We start from the raw sequence: 17,296 nt of genomic DNA, 5'->3' as shown, positions 1-17,296 counted from the left end.
TCTTCTTAGAACCCTGAAGGTCCACACAAAACATATAAAATGGCACACGCACACAAATTAGAAATATTCAGAGGTCTTTTAAAATTTAAGTCGAACACCCAAAAAATTTGGGGAGTATTGATTTTCTTAACCTTGGTGACGGCAGTAGAAGTGGCCTTGGGTATCAGCAAGCCAGAAATTTTGACCAAGACCTACGTTTTGGGAATGAAAGCTTTGAACTGGATATTTATCATCTTAACCTTAGTAAAGGCCTACTATATCGCTTGGGATTTTATGCACTTGAGAGATGAAAAAAGTTCTTTGAGAAGAACCATAGTGTGGACACCAATTTTCTTGGTCTCTTATCTAATCTTTATTTTGTTGTTCGAAGCGGACTATATTTTTCAAGTATATAAGGAAGGCTTCATAAAATGGAATTTCTAACGTATTATTAACAGAATTAAAAGACGGTATTCATACCGTCTTTTTTATTTTTGTACCCTACATTACAGTATGAAAAAAGTATTCATTTTAGTCGTTTTATTTATACTTCCCATTGTTGCCTATCTCTTTTTTGCATCAGGCATAAATAATTTTGGAAAGCTCCCCATACTTACTCAACAGGTCTCCGATATTTCTGGGATAGACCCAAACTATACCCTACAGGATAAAATCACTATACTTGGTTTTATGGGTGAGGAAGTAGAGCTTAAAAAAGGGAACGCTTTTAATTTAAATCAAAAGATATATAAGCCTTTCTATGAATTCAACGATTTTCAATTCGTCATGGTCATGCCTAAAGGTACAGAGGACAAAGTGGAGGAATTGAAGACGGAGCTTGGTAGTTTAGGAGACATTTCTAAATGGAAGTTTATTTATGGAGAGCCAGACGAAATAAGAGCTTTATTTGCAAGCCTAAAAACTGATATTACTTTAGAGGATAACCTAAGTACCCCTTTTGTATTTATAGTGGATAAGGACAAAAGTCTTAGAGGAAGAAAAGATGATGAAGGGAATGGCACCAAATACGGTTTTAATACCACCTCTGTGGCAGATCTGAACAATAAGATGGAGGATGATGTGAAAATCATTTTTGCGGAATATCGCATGGCCTTAAAGAAGAACAATGCCGAAAGAAGCAAGTAATGAAAAATAAATATACATACGTCTGGGTTTCATTGATCGTACTGATTTTTGGAATCATCTTTATTCCTAGAATAGTGGATCGCATACAAAGCGGTACAGTGGTGGAAAATGATCGGATGAATGTAAAGGATAACAGTGGCGCATTGTCATATATTGAGTTTAATGGTGAAAAAAGAAGGGTGCCTTCTTTCTCGTTGGTCAACCAAGATAGCCTAGTGATCACTGAAAAGGATTATAGAGGTAAAGTTTATGTTGTGGAATTTTTCTTCACTACCTGTCCTAGTATTTGTCCTATAATGAACAAGAATTTAGTGGAGATTCAGGAAGAATTTAAAGATCTTAAAAATTTCGGAGTGGCCTCCTTTACCATTAATCCTGAAAACGACACCCCTTCAGTGTTAAAAAAATATGCGGAATCATACGGCATAAGCAATATTGATTGGCATTTATTGACAGGGAATATGGAGGAGATCTATGACTTGGCAAATAATGGTTTCAATATTTTTGCAGCCCAAATTCCAAATGCTCCAGGAGGTTTTGAACATTCAGGTCTTTTTGCTTTGGTTGATAAAAAAGGATTTATCCGATCTCGCGTTGATCAATTTGGGAATCCAATTATTTATTATAGGGGGACCATTTCAGAATCTGAAGGTCAGAACGATCAGGGAGAAAAGGAACAGATTGCTATTTTGAAAGAAGATATTAAAAAATTATTGGAAGAATAAGATGGATGCTATTGCTTTAAAAGAGAAGAAATTTAATAAGTTAATTACCTTGGTGTCCATAGTGATCCCTGTAGTTGTTGCTATTTTGTTTAGAGTGAAATTGCCAAATGTGGAGCCACTTTCCTTTCTGCCTCCTATTTATGCCGCTACCAACGGACTTACCGCCCTATTGTTGATCGTGGCTGTCTGGGCTATAAAAAATGGTAAGCGCAAGTTACACCAGAATGTAATGACCACTTGTATTGCACTATCCTTGGCGTTCTTAGTTATGTATGTGGCCTATCACATGACCTCGGATTCTACTGCATTCGGAGGCGTAGGGTGGATAAAATGGGTGTATTATTTTATACTGTTCACACATATTGTTTTATCTATAGCTATAATTCCTTTGGTATTAAAGACGTATGCAAGGGCCTATGTAAAAAAATTTGAATCCCATAGAAAATTGGCAAAGATTACCTTTCCAATATGGCTCTACGTTGCTGTAACAGGTGTCGTGGTTTATTTTATGATATCACCTTACTATATTTAATAATTTAAAGTAGGCATTTTGAAAAATAAAAGTATCCTTGTTGTTTTAACGCTCTTAATGGTTTTTCTTCCACAATTGTTGGAAGCCCAATGTGCTATGTGCAGAGCTGTCTTGGAGAGCGAGGCCGATACTTCTGCTGCAGAAGGAATCAACAACGGGATTATCTACCTCATGGCTGTCCCCTATATTCTTGTTGCAGGTCTGTTTTACGTCATTTACAGAAAAATGAGGGCCTAAAAAGCAGAACAAACCTACACTATAATCACTATTATACTGATAAAGAGCTTCTAATCCTAGAGGTTCTTTTTTTGCTTTAACCTATATTTTTTTCTTAACTGGTTTGTACTAAGTTGCTTATTAATTTATAAAAATTTTGTGCTTCTTAACTGTAACAATTTAGGAATGATTAAGTCTTATAGCCGTAGTGTAAAGTAATCCATCAATTGAACTAGTTATGATTGAAATTAAAGATCTTCATAAATCTTATAAAATGGGGAGCAATTCCCTTCACGTTCTTAAAGGAATCAATTTTTCAGTGGAAGAAGGGGAATTAGTCGCCATAATGGGATCTTCAGGTTCTGGTAAATCTACGCTTCTGAATATTTTGGGAATGTTGGATGAACTTGATGAAGGTTCTTATACGTTGGATGGAGTCCCGATTATAAATCTTAATGAAACCAAAGCAGCGAATTATAGAAACAAGTTTTTGGGTTTTGTTTTTCAATCCTTTAACCTAATCAATTATAAGACGGCAATGGAAAATGTGGCGTTACCTCTTTATTATCAAAAAGTGGGTAGAAAGGAAAGACAAGAAAAAGCGTTGAAATATTTAGAACAGGTAGGCTTAAAAGAATGGGCCGGCCACCTTCCAAGTGAACTGTCTGGGGGTCAAAAACAAAGGGTGGCAATTGCTAGAGCCATGGCAGCGGAACCAAAAGTATTGTTGGCAGATGAACCTACTGGTGCTTTGGATAGTACTACCTCTTATGAGGTAATGGACCTGATTCAAAAAATAAACGATAAGGGAAATACTATTTTGATCGTCACTCACGAACCCGACATTGCAAATATGTGCAAGCGTATTGTTCATTTGAAGGATGGAGTTATTATTGAAGATAAAAAGGTTGAACAGGTAAGGGCTTCGCAATATGTTTAGTAGGGATAATTGGAAAGAGATTTTCCAGACCATTCAAAAGAATAAACTAAGGACTTTTTTGTCCGGTTTTACCGTTGCCTTGGGAATCTTCATCTTTGTGGTTCTTTTCGGTTTTGGAAACGGACTGATCAACACCTTTGAGGATTTTTTTGGGGATGATGCTACCAATGTGTTTTTTATATTCCCAGGGAGGACCACCAAGCCTTACAAAGGATATAAAGCCAATAGACAAATAGAATTTGAAAACAGCGATTTAGAGGATATAGAAAAGAATTTTCCTATGTTTTTGGAGTACACCACGCCAAGAATTTCTAGGAGTAGCCTTGTAAAATATAAGAACGAATCCAATAGTTATTCCAATAGAGCTGTTGGTCCGGCCAATCAGTATGCAGAGAAGACTATAATGATGAAGGGTAGATATATCAATGAAGCTGATATTGCCGATAAAACTAAATATGCAGTCATCGGGAGATTGGTAGAAAGAGATTTATTTGGCATAGAAAACTCTGTGGGTAGTTATATTGACATAGGTGGAAGTGCATTCATGGTTATTGGAGTATTTCAGGATGAAGGTGGGGATAATGAGGAAAGGACCATTTACATCCCTTATACCACAAGACAGTTGATTGAAAAGAATACTGATAAGATAGACCAGCTTGTAGTTGGCTTTAGACCAGAAATCGGGTACGCGGGAGCCATGGCTTTTGACAGGAGTTTGACAAGGTTTATAAAGGACAAGAAAAATATTAGCCCCGATGATGAGAGTGGTGTTTTTATAAGAAATATTGCCGATCAGTTACAGCAAAACCAACAGTTCGCTAGGGTTTTACAGCTTATTGTTGCTTTTGTGGCCTTTGGGACCATTATTGCCGGGATCATAGGAATCAGTAATATCATGGTGTTTGTGGTCAAGGAACGCACGAAAGAGCTTGGGATCAGAAAAGCCCTGGGAGCTACCCCTAAGTCAGTTATTGGCACCATTTTGTTGGAGTCGGTATTTATTACTACGGTATCGGGTTTTATAGGAATGATTCTGGGAATTGCCATTTTGGGATCCCTTGGCGACACCTTAAAAGATTACTTTATTACCAATCCATATATCAATTTAACCATGGCGATATCAGCCACTATTGTATTGATTTTCTTTGGCGCACTCGCAGGATATTTACCTGCAAAAAAAGCGGCCGATATAAAACCAATTGTAGCTTTAAGAGACGAATAACATGCGATTTTTATTTGACAGAAATACGTGGCAGGAAATATACGGTTCTATAAGTAAGAACAAGACCCGCACGATCATTACGGTGATTGGGGTTTTCTGGGGGATTTTCATTTATATCGTTCTGTCCGGTGCGGCAAAGGGATTGGACAATGGTTTTGAAAAACAATTTGAAAATGTAGCAATGAACAGCATGTTCGCCTGGGCACAAAGCACCTCTATGCCTTATAAAGGATTTAAAACAGGAAGACAACTACAGCTTACCTTAGGGGATGTCACGGTATTGCAAAATAGGATACCCGAGATACAATATATTGCCCCAAGAAACGTAAAGGGAATTTTTGGCAGTTCTCCCGCTCAGATCATAAGAGGATCTAAATCTGGTAATTACGCGGTCTATGGGGATTATCCGGTATTGACAAAAATAGCCACTAAGAAGATATTTGATGGAGGTAGGTTCATCAATGACGAAGACATAGACCAGACAAGAAAGGTCTGTGTCATTGGAGAACGTACCCAAAAAGAGATATTTGAAAAAGGGGAGGATCCAATAGGAGGTTATATTCGGATCGATAATGTGTTCTTTCAAGTAGTAGGGGTTCATAAATTCACGCCTGGGGGAGGATTTGAAAGCGATTCAGATATCTATATCCCGTTTAGTACTTATAGAAAATTATACAATACCGGAGAAGACGTTTCTTGGTTGACCATTGCAGCTTATGACGATGCAGACGTAATAAAGGTGGAAGAAGATGTTAAGACCCTCTTGAAAACTATTCATAATGTAAACCCCAAAGATGAAAGGGCCTTTGGGTCCTTCAACCTTGGTGAGATTTTCAATAGGATTGTTGGTTTTGCCCAAGGATTGACATTTTTGTCCCTGGTAGTGGGAATAGCAACTATTCTGGCTGGGGTCATCGGAATCGGGAATATCCTTTTAATCTCTGTTAAGGAAAGAACCAAAGAATTGGGGGTTAGACGTGCTCTTGGGGCAACGCCAAGGGAGGTGCGAGCTCTAATCATTCTAGAGTCGGTGCTACTGACCATGATAGCAGGAGTTATAGGGATCATACTGGGCGCAGGTGTGTTAAGTCTAATCAATTATCTCACAAAGGATGTCGATTTTCCCTATGCCAACCCAACAGTGCCTATTCCTTATGTATTGGGGGCCTTGGCCATTATGGTCATTCTAGGTACTTTAATAGGATTAATTCCTGCACAACGTGCGGTAAGCATAAAACCAATAGACGCATTAAGAGAAGAATAAACTAAACTATATCATTAAATAAAGACGATCAAAATGAACAAAATTTTAAAATACGTATTGATAGGAGTCGTAGTGTTGGGAGCATTATGGGCTGCAGCATTTTTCATAAAATCGAACAGTAAATCCGCCATTACATACGAAACAAAAAACCCTTTTACGGCCAGTATAGAAAAGAAAACTGTGGCTACAGGGAAAGTGGTGCCAGAGGATGAGGTGCAGATAAAGCCTCAAGTATCAGGAATTATAGATAAGATATATCTAAAAGAAGGTGCCAAGGTAAAGGCTGGCGATCTGATTGCAAAAATTAAGGTGGTTCCCAATGAGCAAGCCTTGAACCAAGCTAAAGGGCGAGTAAAAAATGCTGAAATAGCATTGAACAATACCAAAATTGAATATGACAGGAATAAAATACTATTTGACAAAGGGGTAGTATCTAGTCAGAATTTCAACACGCAACAATTGCAGTACGACCAGGCTAAATTAGAACTTCAGAATGCACAATCCGATTATCAGATCATCCGTGTGGGATCAGCCGGAGGCTCTTCAACGGCCAACACCAATATTAGAGCCTTGGTTGCAGGGACCATTTTGGAGATTCCTGTAAAGGAAGGAGACCAAGTGATCCAAAGTAACAATTTTAATGATGGGACTACGATCGCCACCATTGCCGATTTAAGTGTCATGATCTTTGAAGGAAAGGTAGATGAAGGGGAAGTTGGAAAGTTGCAATTGGGAATGCCGTTAAAGATTAGTTTGGGCGCTATAAGCGATAAAGAATTTGATGCCAAACTAAGGTTCATTGCGCCTAAAGGGATAGAAGAGTCTGGAGCTGTACAGTTTAAGATAGAAGGGGATGTAACCGTTGAAGATGAGTTTTTGATCCGAGCAGGTTACAGCGCCAATGCCTCTCTTGTTCTGGATAAAAAAGACAATGTATTGGTTATTCCAGAGGCCTTGTTGCAGTTTGATAAAACAACCGATGAGCCTTATGTGGAAGTGTCAACAGGAGATCAGAAATTTGAGCGTAAGGATATTAAAATCGGAATTTCGGACGGAGTGAACGTAGAAATTTTAGAAGGACTTACCAAGGACGATAAGGTAAAGATTTGGAATAAGACAGAACCAATAAAAGTTGGAACTGAAGAAGAGAAAGAGAAAAACTAAACTAGTTCAATCATCAAAAACAGTAACCAATGAAAATTAAGTTTATTATAGTGCTGGTTCTTTTTTCAATAGGATCGGTTACGGCACAAATGAAGAAATGGACATTACAAGAGTGTGTGGAATATGCCTATGAGAATAATTTAAGTATTGAGCAGTTTGAGTTGGATTTGGAAAGCGTAAAGCTTGATAAATCTGATGCCATTGGGGGTTTACTGCCAAGTTTTAGTGCATCTTCAACAATATCTGGAAATACTGGATTGTCCTTTGATCCTACCAACAACCAGCCTGTAACCACAACCATACTTACGGCCTCTGGTGGATTGTCATCTTCTGTAGTTCTTTTTGACGGACTTAGAAACATCCATAGACTGAATAGGGCCAAACTATCGGCCTTGGCAAGTCAATATAGATTGGATGATTTAAAGGATGATATAGGATTGGCAGTGGCTAATGGTTATTTGCAGATTTTATTAAACAAGGAATCTCTGGTTGTGTTCAAAGCACAGTATGCAGTAACAGAACAGGACTTAAAACGCACTAAAGAATTGGTAGATTCTGGGGTAGTACCAAAAGGGGACTTATTAGAGGTAGAAGCTACTGCCGCAACTCAGGAGCAACAGATTGTAAACGCGGAGAACCTTGTGTTTATTTCCCGTATCAATTTAGCGCAATTGCTTCAGATCACGGATTATGATAATTTTGATATTGTAGACCAAAAATTTATGGTTCCACCATCTACTATTTTAGATAATTCGCCCAAGACTATTTTTGATAAGGCACTTACTTTCAGGAATGATATTAAATTATCCGAATCCAATGTAGATGTTGCGGAAAAAGATCTAGATATCGCAAAAGGAGCCCTTTATCCTACCCTAAGAGGATTTTTTAATTACAATACCCGATATTCAGATCAACCTTCTTTTGATCCCACCACCAATACTTTTATGACCACAAGTTTTGGGGATCAACTATGGATGAATGATGGTATTTCCTACGGTGCACAATTAAGCATTCCCATCTTCAATGGCTTTAGTGTAAAAAATAACATTAAACGGTCAGAAATCAATGTTGATAAATCAAGACTTCAGTTAGAACAGGACAAATTGGCTTTGGAAGCCAATGTCAACCAAGTTTATGTAGATGTCAAAAGTTCTTATAAGGCTTATGAAGCAGCTCAAAAGAGTTTGGAAGCCAGGCGTTTGGCGTATCAGTATTCTAGGGACCGTTTTGAGGTTGGTTTACTCAATGCCTTTGATTTTAGCCAGTCACAATCTAGGGTGGATAATGCAGAGGCAGATTTGATACGGACCAAATATGACTACATTTTCAGATTGAAGGTATTAGAGTTCTATTTTGGCATTCCTATAACCGTAAACTAAAGTATATTTGTAGCCATTATGGCTTTGATATTAAATTTAGAGACCGCAACAACAAATTGTTCGGTTAGTTTGGCAAAAGATGGGAAGGTAATTTCTATCAAAGAATTCGACAGTGCCAATTATTCCCATGCGGAACAGTTGCATAATTATATTAAGGAAGTCTTGAGAGAGGCTTCCTTTTCATTACAGGATATTGCTGCCGTGGCGGTAAGTAAGGGTCCAGGGTCTTATACGGGACTTCGTATTGGGGTTTCAGCAGCTAAGGGGTTATGTTTTTCCTTGGATGTACGGCTTATTTCCATTCCTACACTAGAGAGTATGGCCCGTCAACTGAATGTGCCGCAGGAACACCTTATCATTCCAGTACTAGATGCTCGAAGAATGGAGGTTTACTCTGCAGTCTATGACAGGGATTGGCAAGAGATACGATCTACAGAGGCAGAAATCATCACTGAGGTTTCTTTCCAAAGCTACATAGCCACGAATACAGTACATGTAATAGGGAGTGGAGCAGAAAAGTGTAGGGGAGTTTTAGATCACCCCAACGTGATTTTCGATACAGCAGTAGTCCCTTCGGCGAGGGAAATGGCGCATTTATCCCAAAAAAAATTCGAAGCAAGCGATTTTGAAAATATTGCCTACTTCGAACCCTTCTATTTAAAGAATTTTATTCTGCAGAATAAAAAGACTTAGGCGTTGTGTATAACCCTTTGTGGAAAAGGTATTTCAATTCCTGCCGCATCAAATCTATTTTTAGCTTCTTCCATAACATAAAAATGGGCTTCCCAGAAATCTGGATTGTTCGCCCAAAAACGAAGAGATAGGTTTACGGAGCTGTCGGCCAAGGCATCTACATAGACTACCGGTGCTGGATCCTTAAGAATTTCCTCATTTTCCTTGCAGATCTCCAGCAATATATCCCTTGCTTCCTTAATGTTGGATCCGTACCCTATACCCAAGGTAATCTTATCCCTCCTGGTGTCCTGTGCATTATAATTGATGATGTTGTTGTTGGAGAGTTGCCCATTTGGAATAATGGCAACCTGATTTCCAAAGGTGATCAGTTTAGTGTTGAATATAGAAATATCCGTAACCGTACCATCAACCCCTTGGGCAGAAATCCAATCCCCTACTTTAAAAGGCTTAAAGATCAGTATCAGTACCCCACCAGCGAAATTCGCCAAAGAACCTTGTAGGGCCAAACCGACGGCAAGTCCGGCAGCACCCACTATAGCTACCAATGAGGACGATTTTACGCCCAATTGGGTAATGACAAGCACAAATAATAGAAATTTTAAGGCAAGGCTAATAAAACTTTGTAGGAAGGATTCCAAGGCCAAATCAAAATCTTGTCTTTCAAAGAATTTATGGACCAGTTTGTTGATCATTTTAACCACCCATAAACCTATAAATAGGATCAGTATCGCTGCTATTATGCTTGGTAAAGAATCCAAGGCCCATTGGGCCATATCACTTACATATTTCTCGACTTGGTCTATCTCTATCATATGCTTTTGTAAATAGTAACACAAAAAAACAAAAAATAGAGTCACTTTTCAAGTTTATCTGCATAAATAAGTGTTAATCCTCAACTAGGACGCCCATTTGAACCAGCGCCTCCTCATTGGTGTCAACAGGTAAATTACAACTACCTTCTTTACAAATATAAATTGGGGTCCTGTTTTCTATGTACCTATTTTGCGCCAAAGAGAGGGTGCTAGATTTTTTATCACTCCCTGTAATGACCGTCTGGGGTAAATACTGGGAGTTCATTTTTTTTGCTTTGGCCTTGGCATCATCACCAACAATCGCGATTTCATAAAAGGCAAGTTGGTGGTACGGAACCAAATGTAACCAGTTGGCATATCCTTGGGCATTTTTGATAAAATTTTCCTGAACATTCAGGATCATTTGTTGGGCTTTATCACTATAGCTTTCATTTGGGTAGAGTTTCCCAAACTTTAACAAACAATGCGCCATGATACTATTGGATGCCGGTATTACATTATCGGACACCTCTATGGTCCTACGAATTATGAAGTCATCACTTTTCGACGTAAAAAAGAATAAGGTACTTTCCTCATCATAAAAGTTATTGATACAAAAGTCCAGTAGCTCCTTTGCTTTTAACAGCCAATTCTCATCAAAGGTAACCTCATAGAGTGCATGAAGAGCCTCTATCACCGTGGCATAATCTTCCAAGAATCCGTTTATATTACTTGTTCCATTTTTGTGGTTGTGGAACAATCCTCCTTCTTGAGTAGTTAAATGGGTCAAAATGAAATTGGCGTTTTTGATGGCTAAATCCAAGTAGCCATCATTCTTAAGATATCTATGGGCATCTACCAATCCTTTTAGCATCAATCCGTTCCATGAAGTCAATATCTTATCATCTAGCCTGGGTCGGTTTCTTTTCTCCCTTTCCGTTTTTAAAATATGTTTACAGTCGTCTATGATAGCGCTCAATTCCAAATTGGTCATGGTATGTTTAGTCGCAATTTCCGTGTTAGAGGCGTCCATAATTAAGACATAGTTTCCATGCTCCCAATGTCCATAATCGTTTATATTATAATAGTCTTTAAAAATGGAGTAATGGTCTCCCAATAATTTCTGTAATTCACTAACCGTCCAAACATAATAGACTCCTTCCTCCAAGTTGCCTTCCGCATCTAGACTATCAGCGTCCAAGGAAGAATAAAATCCATAGTTTTCTGCCATAAGTTCTTTGGCCACAAAGGTTATCGTTTCTTCTACCGTCTTTTTGTAAAGGCTATTTTTTGTGGTGGCAAATGCTTTGGCATATAAACTTACCATTTGCCCATTATCGTAGAGCATTTTTTCAAAATGGGGAACATGCCATTTAGTGTCTACGGCATATCTGGAAAATCCACCGCCGACATGATCAAAAATTCCCCCATAGGCCATGCGGGTCAAGGTGACATTCACATAGTCGTTAATGGCTTGGTCATTTTTTACGGTGCCGTAGTGCAATAGAAAATCTAGGTTACATGGCATCATAAATTTTGGAGCCCGTTTGTGTCCGCCTAAAAAGGTATCAAAATAAGAAGACCAGTGCACTATGGATTCATCTAATTGCGCCATCGAAAATAGGGGGGATTTTTCGTTCTTTTCCACCAAATTGATACTCCGGATTCCTTCAGCCAAATTTTCAGCGTATTCAATAACCTTTTTTGAATCCTTGCTATATAGGTCGGAAAGTTGTTGGAGCACGGTCATCCAATCCTGTTTTTTTACGTAGGTGGCGCCCCAAAAAGGCCTCCCATCGGGGAGAGTTACTACATTTAAGGGCCACCCGCCACTACCTGTCATCATTTGTAGGGCATCCATATAAATATGGTCAATATCTGGGCGTTCTTCTCTGTCTATCTTAACACAGATAAAATGAGCATTCATTACTGCAGCTACAGCTTCATCCTCAAAACATTCGTGTTCCATAACATGACACCAGTGGCATGCAGCATAGCCTATACTTACCAAGATCAATTTGTTTTCCTTTTTTGCACGTTCCATGAGTCCTGAGCTCCACGCTTCCCAGTTAACAGGGTTATGGGCATGCTGTAAAAGATAAGGACTGCTCTCATGTATTAGGCTATTGGTATGTTTGTGGGTCATGTTTGAAATTTATAGAATATAATAAGGATTGTAACTTCTTTGAGTTTATGAAGGTACAAAAGAGGTATTTATCCAGCATAAAAAAAGCTCCCTTAATGGGAGCTTTTGAGATTATCTTTTGGTTTAGGAACTTTCCTTAGACTAACCGTTAAGGGCAACAACTTGGTTGATCTTATCGCCCATCATTTCTTTTAACATGTTCTCAATACCATTTTTTAATGTAAAGGTAGAGGAAGGACAGCCGCTACAAGCTCCCTGAAGTATAACGTTTACCGTTTTGCTTTCTTCATCATAGGATTTGAAAAGAATATTACCACCATCACTGGCAACAGCTGGCTTAACGTATTCTTCCAAAATATCTATAATTTTTTTTGAAGTATCATCTAGGCTATCGGAATGCACTTGGCTAGATGGTGCTTCCGCCTTTTGCTTGGCCACACTATTGGCAGAGACCACTTCTTTACCATCTGCAATGAAATTTCTAATAAATTCCCTTATTTCAAAGGTAATATCATTCCAATCAGCAACTTCATATTTGGTAACAGACACATAGTTCTCATCAAAAAATACTTCTTTTACAAAAGGAAATTTAAATAGGTCTGTGGCCAAAGCTGAATCCTTAGCTTCGTCAATGTTTTTGAATTCAAAAGCTGTAGGCACTAATAATTTATTTGCTACAAAACGCATTGCTGCCGGATTTGGCGTGTTTTCCGCGTAAACCGTAGCAGGTACTTTCTTCTGATCTAGTTCTTCATGGACGATTGGACCCCCAGTGTTCAAGTACTCTACAATTTGCTGAGCCACGTCATCCCTAACATCGGACCATTCTACGATATCATAGCGTTCTAAAGCAATAAAATTACCAGAGATATAAACAGTTTTTACAAACGGAAGGTAGAAAAGTTGTTGTGCCAAAGGAGAATTTTTGGCCTGATCTATATCCTTAAATTCGTAATTGTTGTTCTTGGTTATGAAATGATTAGTTTCAAATTTAAGTATGTTTGGATTGGTAGTTTCGTATATGGTGATTGTATATTCTTTCATGGGAATAATATTTTGTGCAAAAGTACGAAGGAATTCCTATTTAACCCACTTTATACTAATGTAGTATTTCATCCGTTATATTTTATATTTAAAAGGTTTAGAAATTTTTACCCCATATTTTAGATGAAACGACTTCTTTTGGCTTTAATGGCTCTATTTGCATTTAGTACGCCAGCCGCTGCACAGGAAGGTATTCCAGTTTATTTTGATTACCTAGCGGATAATTATTATTTAGTGTACCCATCTATGGCCGGTATTAGTGATGGGGGTAAAATACGACTAACCGCAAGAAAGCAGTGGTTTAATGTGGAAGAGGCACCAAGTCTGCAGACCTTCAACGCCAATTTTAGGGTTGGTGAAAACAGTGGTTTGGGTTTTATTTTGTTCAATGACGCTAACGGGTATCATTCGCAAACAGGCTTTAAGGGAACCTATGCACATCATTTGAAATTAGGAGGTGATGAACGCTTTTTAAACCAATTGTCCTTTGGCACAAGTATTGGAGTAATTTTAAGTAGTTTGGATGAAACAGAGTTTAGGTCCATTATTCCAGATCCGGTAATTACAGGAGTCAAAAATACGGCAGCCTACTTTAATGTGGATTTAGGATTTTCCTACAACTTTTTAGAATTCTATGCGCACACAGCAGTATTGAACGCCTTAGGTAGTGGCAGGGATTTGTACACCGCCAATGAGTTTGATAACCTGAGGAGATATTTGCTTTCTGTAGGCTATGTTTTCGGAAAAGGAGAAATACAATTGGAACCATCAGTATTATTTCAGATGACCGATTTTACTAAAGAAAAAACTATGGATATCAATGCAAAGGTATACAAGAGTGTTCCTTTTGGTACAATTTGGGGCGGACTCTCCTACCGAAGAAGTTTTGATGGGGCACAATTTCAGACCAATGGGACCTTTGGAGAACAGCGTTTACAATTGGTAACCCCAATCGTTGGTGCCAATATAGGACAGTTTTTGGTGTCTTATAACTATTCCTATCAGATGGGTGATATTAGATTTGATAATGGTGGTTTTCATCAGATTACTTTAGGGTACGACTTTGGTCAGACAGAAAAGCGGTACGACTGTAAATGTCCTGCCGTCAATTAAATAGCAAGCTTGGTACATATATACAATACGCTTGTAGCCTATCATATTTCCAAGTATAATTTTTCTTTAGTGCCTGTTTTTGGATTCCCTACAATAGGGCATTCTCCAATTCTCCTTTAAAAGCATTCTTTTGGTTTTTGGCCAAATATACTTCGCGCTTGGTATTGAGTTCCTGAATTTCTTTTTGAATTTTGTCTCTTTCCCTCATTGTGAATCTATATATTGGGATATTTCACTGTGGATTGAATTGTCCGATTGGACTTTTGAGCCTATTTTTGTAACGACCAATAATGAATATGCCCTAAACTCTTAAGATAGGTCATAAAAATTAGCACTAATACTATAAAATCATGATCATAAAAACTATAAGAGGAAAAACACCAATAATAGGTGAAGATTGCTTTATCGCCGATAATGCGGTCATAGTAGGAGATGTCACCATGGGCAGCCAGTGCAGTATATGGTTCAATGCCGTTTTAAGGGGGGATGTAAACTTTATAAAAATGGGGAACAAGGTAAATGTACAGGATGGGGCAGTTATACACTGTACGTATTTAAAGGCTTCTACTACCATAGGGAACAATGTATCCATAGGGCACAACGCTCTGGTCCACGGATGCACAATTCACGATAATGTGCTTATTGGGATGGGGAGTATTGTAATGGATGATTGTGTGGTAGAGAGCAATAGTATTATTGCAGCAGGAGCGGTTCTTACTAAAGGGACGCATGTACCGGCGGGAACAATTTTTGCGGGAATGCCTGCAAAAAAAATAAAAGATATCAGTCCGGAATTGAGTGCAGGTGAGATCGATAGGATCGCGGAGGCGTACGTGAAATACTCTGGTTGGTACAAGGAGGAATAGGCCATTTTTTCACTTCCAAATGTGGTGTTGAGTTCAGCATAGTTGTTGAGGTCACGCCTCCTAAATAGGAATCCATATCGGGTATAGAGTAGTCAATTAATTGTTTTAGCTAAAGGATTAATTGATGTCCATAACCTCGGCGCAAATACTTCTCATTAATTCAAATAATCTTATTTTTGCCACAACTTAAACTTTAGACAAAATGAACGCATATATATTTCCAGGTCAGGGAGCACAATTTGTAGGAATGGGGTTAGATCTTTATGAAAAGTATCCCCTAGCCCAAGAGCTCTTTGAAAAAGCCAATGCTATTTTAGGGTTTTCCATTACGGATATTATGTTCCAAGGGAGTCCCGAGGATTTAAAGGAGACCAAAGTAACACAGCCAGCAATATTTTTACACTCGGTAATTTTAAGCAAGGTGATGGGGGATAGCTTTAAACCAGATATGGTGGCGGGGCATTCTTTGGGAGAGTTCTCTGCATTAGTGGCCAATGGGGTTTTGACCTTTGAAGATGGATTGAAATTGGTTTCACAACGAGCCATGGCCATGCAAAAGGCCTGCGATTTTCAGCCAAGTACCATGGCAGCAGTTTTGGGATTGGACGATGCTGTAGTAGAGAAAATATGTTCAGAAATTGAAGGGGTAGTAGTTCCTGCCAATTATAATTGCCCAGGACAATTGGTAATTTCCGGAGAAGTAGAAGCGATTACTATGGCTTGTGATAAATTGAAAGAAGCTGGTGCAAAACGGGCCTTTGTATTACCTGTGGGTGGTGCTTTTCATTCCCCATTGATGGAGCCTGCGAGGGAAGAATTGGCCGCTGCCATTGAAAACACCACCTTTAGTGCGCCTACCTGTCCAATTTATCAGAATGTAACCACTACGGCCGTAACCAGTGCCGAGGAAATTAAAAAGAACCTAATATCCCAGTTGACGGCTCCCGTAAAATGGACCCAAAGCGTGCAAAACATGGTAAAAGATGGGGCTATTTTGTTTACGGAGGTAGGCCCTGGAAAAGTTTTGCAAGGGTTGGTTAAAAAAATTCATTCAGAAGCGGAAACTAAGTCTGCGGAACTGTCTTAAAAACGGGCTGAACGATAATTCCTGCTAGTTATCTAATATTTTCTTATTTAACCCTGATAGTTAGAGGATAGGCTCCTTTTTTCGTAATATTACATTCTTTATTTTTCGAAATAATGCCGCTATGCCGTGGCTTTAATTTTGATGAATTTATTGAACAGGGTTATGATATTAAAAAAAGTATATAGTTTCCTTACGAGTAGTCTTAATGGAAACATTTTAAAAAGAGCTCTTTTAGTGGGAGCATTTTTAATTTTAGGATTTCAGGGGTTTGGACAGCTTCCTTCCGTTACTATTGCTCAAAATGGCAATGGTTTTGAGACGGGTCCATTATCTTCAAGTTTTACAGTTACTGTAGCTTCCGGAGCTGGAACTGATGGAATAGTTGATGTAAATTATTCAGTCTTAGGATCTAGTACGGCAACTTCTGGGTCGGATTATACTGCTTTATCAGGTACGGTAACAGTTGTGTACACCACTACATCAGGGGGTTCTTCAAATATTGCCGTTGATGTTTTAGATGATGTTTTAGTTGAAGGGGATGAAACGGTTATTGTGGAACTTACAGCTGATGCCGCATATGATCTGGGTACTCCGAACACTGCGACGGTAACAATCACAGACAACGACAGCTACACTGCTTCTATCTCTGCGACGGTTGCTACTGCCACTGAGGCCGGGACCACGGCGGGTGAATTCACGGTCGACCTAGGTACGGTGAATACCACGGGTAGTGCTATAGTGGTGAACTATGCGATCTCTACCGGTGGTTCGAACGCTACCAATACTACAGATTATACAACCCTTGGCACGAGTGTATCGATAGCCGATGGGCAACAGACCAATACGATACCGGTTACCCCTGTCGACGATGCGTTGGTGGAGGGTAATGAGACGGTGATCCTGACCCTTGCTTCGGGCACGGGCTATGCGTTGGGTACTCCGAACACTGCGACGGTAACAATCACAGACAACGACAGCTACACTGC

The 17,296-nt window shown here is 38.9% G+C and carries 18 protein-coding genes; 15 read left to right on the top strand and 3 right to left on the bottom strand.

All coding sequences use genetic code 11. From position 1 onward, the window contains the following. Positions 1–39 precede the first annotated feature (39 nt). The 11 genes from ABXZ36_RS00090 (at position 40) to tsaB (ending at position 9,260) form a co-directional block, all read left to right on the top strand. A complete protein-coding gene (locus tag ABXZ36_RS00090) occupies positions 40–423 on the top strand; it encodes a cytochrome C oxidase subunit IV family protein (protein ID WP_354613412.1) in 384 nt (127 codons plus the stop codon). A 69-nt stretch (positions 424–492) separates the two neighbouring features. Then, positions 493–1,125: a hypothetical protein gene (locus ABXZ36_RS00085; RefSeq protein WP_354613411.1), complete on the top strand. Its 633-nt coding sequence runs from the start codon at positions 493–495 to the stop codon at positions 1,123–1,125. Beyond that, entirely contained in the window at positions 1,125–1,850 is a 726-nt protein-coding gene (locus ABXZ36_RS00080; protein WP_354613410.1) for an SCO family protein, read from the top strand. Before ABXZ36_RS00085 ends, ABXZ36_RS00080 begins: the two co-directional genes overlap by 1 nt. A 1-nt stretch (position 1,851) precedes the next feature. After that, positions 1,852–2,382 (top strand): DUF420 domain-containing protein, encoded by a 531-nt coding sequence (locus tag ABXZ36_RS00075; RefSeq protein ID WP_354613409.1) that lies wholly within the window; start codon positions 1,852–1,854, stop codon positions 2,380–2,382. A gap of 57 nt (positions 2,383–2,439) precedes the next feature. Continuing rightward, positions 2,440–2,619, top strand: coding sequence for a hypothetical protein (locus ABXZ36_RS00070; RefSeq protein WP_435602035.1), 180 nt, complete (start codon positions 2,440–2,442; stop codon positions 2,617–2,619). A 217-nt stretch (positions 2,620–2,836) separates the two neighbouring features. Beyond that, positions 2,837–3,538 (top strand): ABC transporter ATP-binding protein, encoded by a 702-nt coding sequence (locus ABXZ36_RS00065; protein WP_354613407.1) that lies wholly within the window; start codon positions 2,837–2,839, stop codon positions 3,536–3,538. Continuing rightward, positions 3,531–4,760, top strand: coding sequence for an ABC transporter permease (locus ABXZ36_RS00060; RefSeq protein WP_354613406.1), 1,230 nt, complete (start codon positions 3,531–3,533; stop codon positions 4,758–4,760). Before ABXZ36_RS00065 ends, ABXZ36_RS00060 begins: the two co-directional genes overlap by 8 nt. A gap of 1 nt (position 4,761) precedes the next feature. Continuing rightward, positions 4,762–6,024, top strand: a complete 1,263-nt coding sequence (locus ABXZ36_RS00055) for an ABC transporter permease (protein WP_354613405.1) — start codon at positions 4,762–4,764, stop codon at positions 6,022–6,024. 33 nt (positions 6,025–6,057) lie between these two features. Further along, complete coding sequence (locus tag ABXZ36_RS00050) at positions 6,058–7,188, top strand: efflux RND transporter periplasmic adaptor subunit (RefSeq protein ID WP_354613404.1); 1,131 nt, start codon at positions 6,058–6,060, stop codon at positions 7,186–7,188. 29 nt (positions 7,189–7,217) lie between these two features. After that, positions 7,218–8,567 carry a TolC family protein gene (locus ABXZ36_RS00045; protein ID WP_354613403.1) on the top strand — a complete coding sequence of 450 codons (1,350 nt, stop codon included), beginning with the start codon at positions 7,218–7,220 and terminating at the stop codon, positions 8,565–8,567. Positions 8,568–8,585: 18 nt separating this feature from the next. Continuing rightward, entirely contained in the window at positions 8,586–9,260 is a 675-nt protein-coding gene (gene tsaB / locus ABXZ36_RS00040) for a tRNA (adenosine(37)-N6)-threonylcarbamoyltransferase complex dimerization subunit type 1 TsaB (RefSeq protein WP_354613402.1), read from the top strand. Here tsaB and ABXZ36_RS00035 read toward each other — a convergent pair. The 3 genes from ABXZ36_RS00035 to ABXZ36_RS00025 form a co-directional block, all read right to left on the bottom strand. Then, positions 9,257–10,075, bottom strand: coding sequence for a mechanosensitive ion channel family protein (locus tag ABXZ36_RS00035; RefSeq protein ID WP_354613401.1), 819 nt, complete (start codon positions 10,073–10,075; stop codon positions 9,257–9,259). The genes tsaB and ABXZ36_RS00035 overlap by 4 nt on opposite strands. 73 nt (positions 10,076–10,148) lie before the next feature. After that, entirely contained in the window at positions 10,149–12,200 is a 2,052-nt protein-coding gene (locus ABXZ36_RS00030; protein WP_354613400.1) for a thioredoxin domain-containing protein, read from the bottom strand. A gap of 141 nt (positions 12,201–12,341) precedes the next feature. Continuing rightward, positions 12,342–13,244: a NifU family protein gene (locus ABXZ36_RS00025; RefSeq protein WP_354613399.1), complete on the bottom strand. Its 903-nt coding sequence runs from the start codon at positions 13,242–13,244 to the stop codon at positions 12,342–12,344. Between the two features lie 123 nt (positions 13,245–13,367). Here ABXZ36_RS00025 and ABXZ36_RS00020 point away from each other — a divergent pair, with 123 nt between their 5' ends. From ABXZ36_RS00020 to ABXZ36_RS00005, 4 genes are all read left to right on the top strand, one after another. After that, a complete protein-coding gene (locus tag ABXZ36_RS00020) occupies positions 13,368–14,357 on the top strand; it encodes a PorP/SprF family type IX secretion system membrane protein (protein WP_354613398.1) in 990 nt (329 codons plus the stop codon). A gap of 350 nt (positions 14,358–14,707) precedes the next feature. Further along, positions 14,708–15,223, top strand: a complete 516-nt coding sequence (locus tag ABXZ36_RS00015) for a gamma carbonic anhydrase family protein (RefSeq protein WP_354613397.1) — start codon at positions 14,708–14,710, stop codon at positions 15,221–15,223. A 202-nt stretch (positions 15,224–15,425) separates the two neighbouring features. Then, on the top strand, positions 15,426–16,310 hold the full coding sequence (gene fabD, locus ABXZ36_RS00010; RefSeq protein ID WP_354613396.1) for an ACP S-malonyltransferase: 885 nt from the start codon (positions 15,426–15,428) through the stop codon (positions 16,308–16,310). A gap of 141 nt (positions 16,311–16,451) precedes the next feature. Next, positions 16,452–17,296: Calx-beta domain-containing protein (locus tag ABXZ36_RS00005; protein WP_354613395.1), on the top strand; the 845-nt coding region annotated here is incomplete at its 3' end.

The organism is Sediminicola arcticus (genome assembly GCF_040566695.1).
Classification (GTDB): Bacteria; Bacteroidota; Bacteroidia; order Flavobacteriales; family Flavobacteriaceae; genus Sediminicola; species Sediminicola arcticus.
Note: the sequence above shows the minus strand (reverse complement) of the source record. Positions and strands in the feature narration are given on the sequence as shown.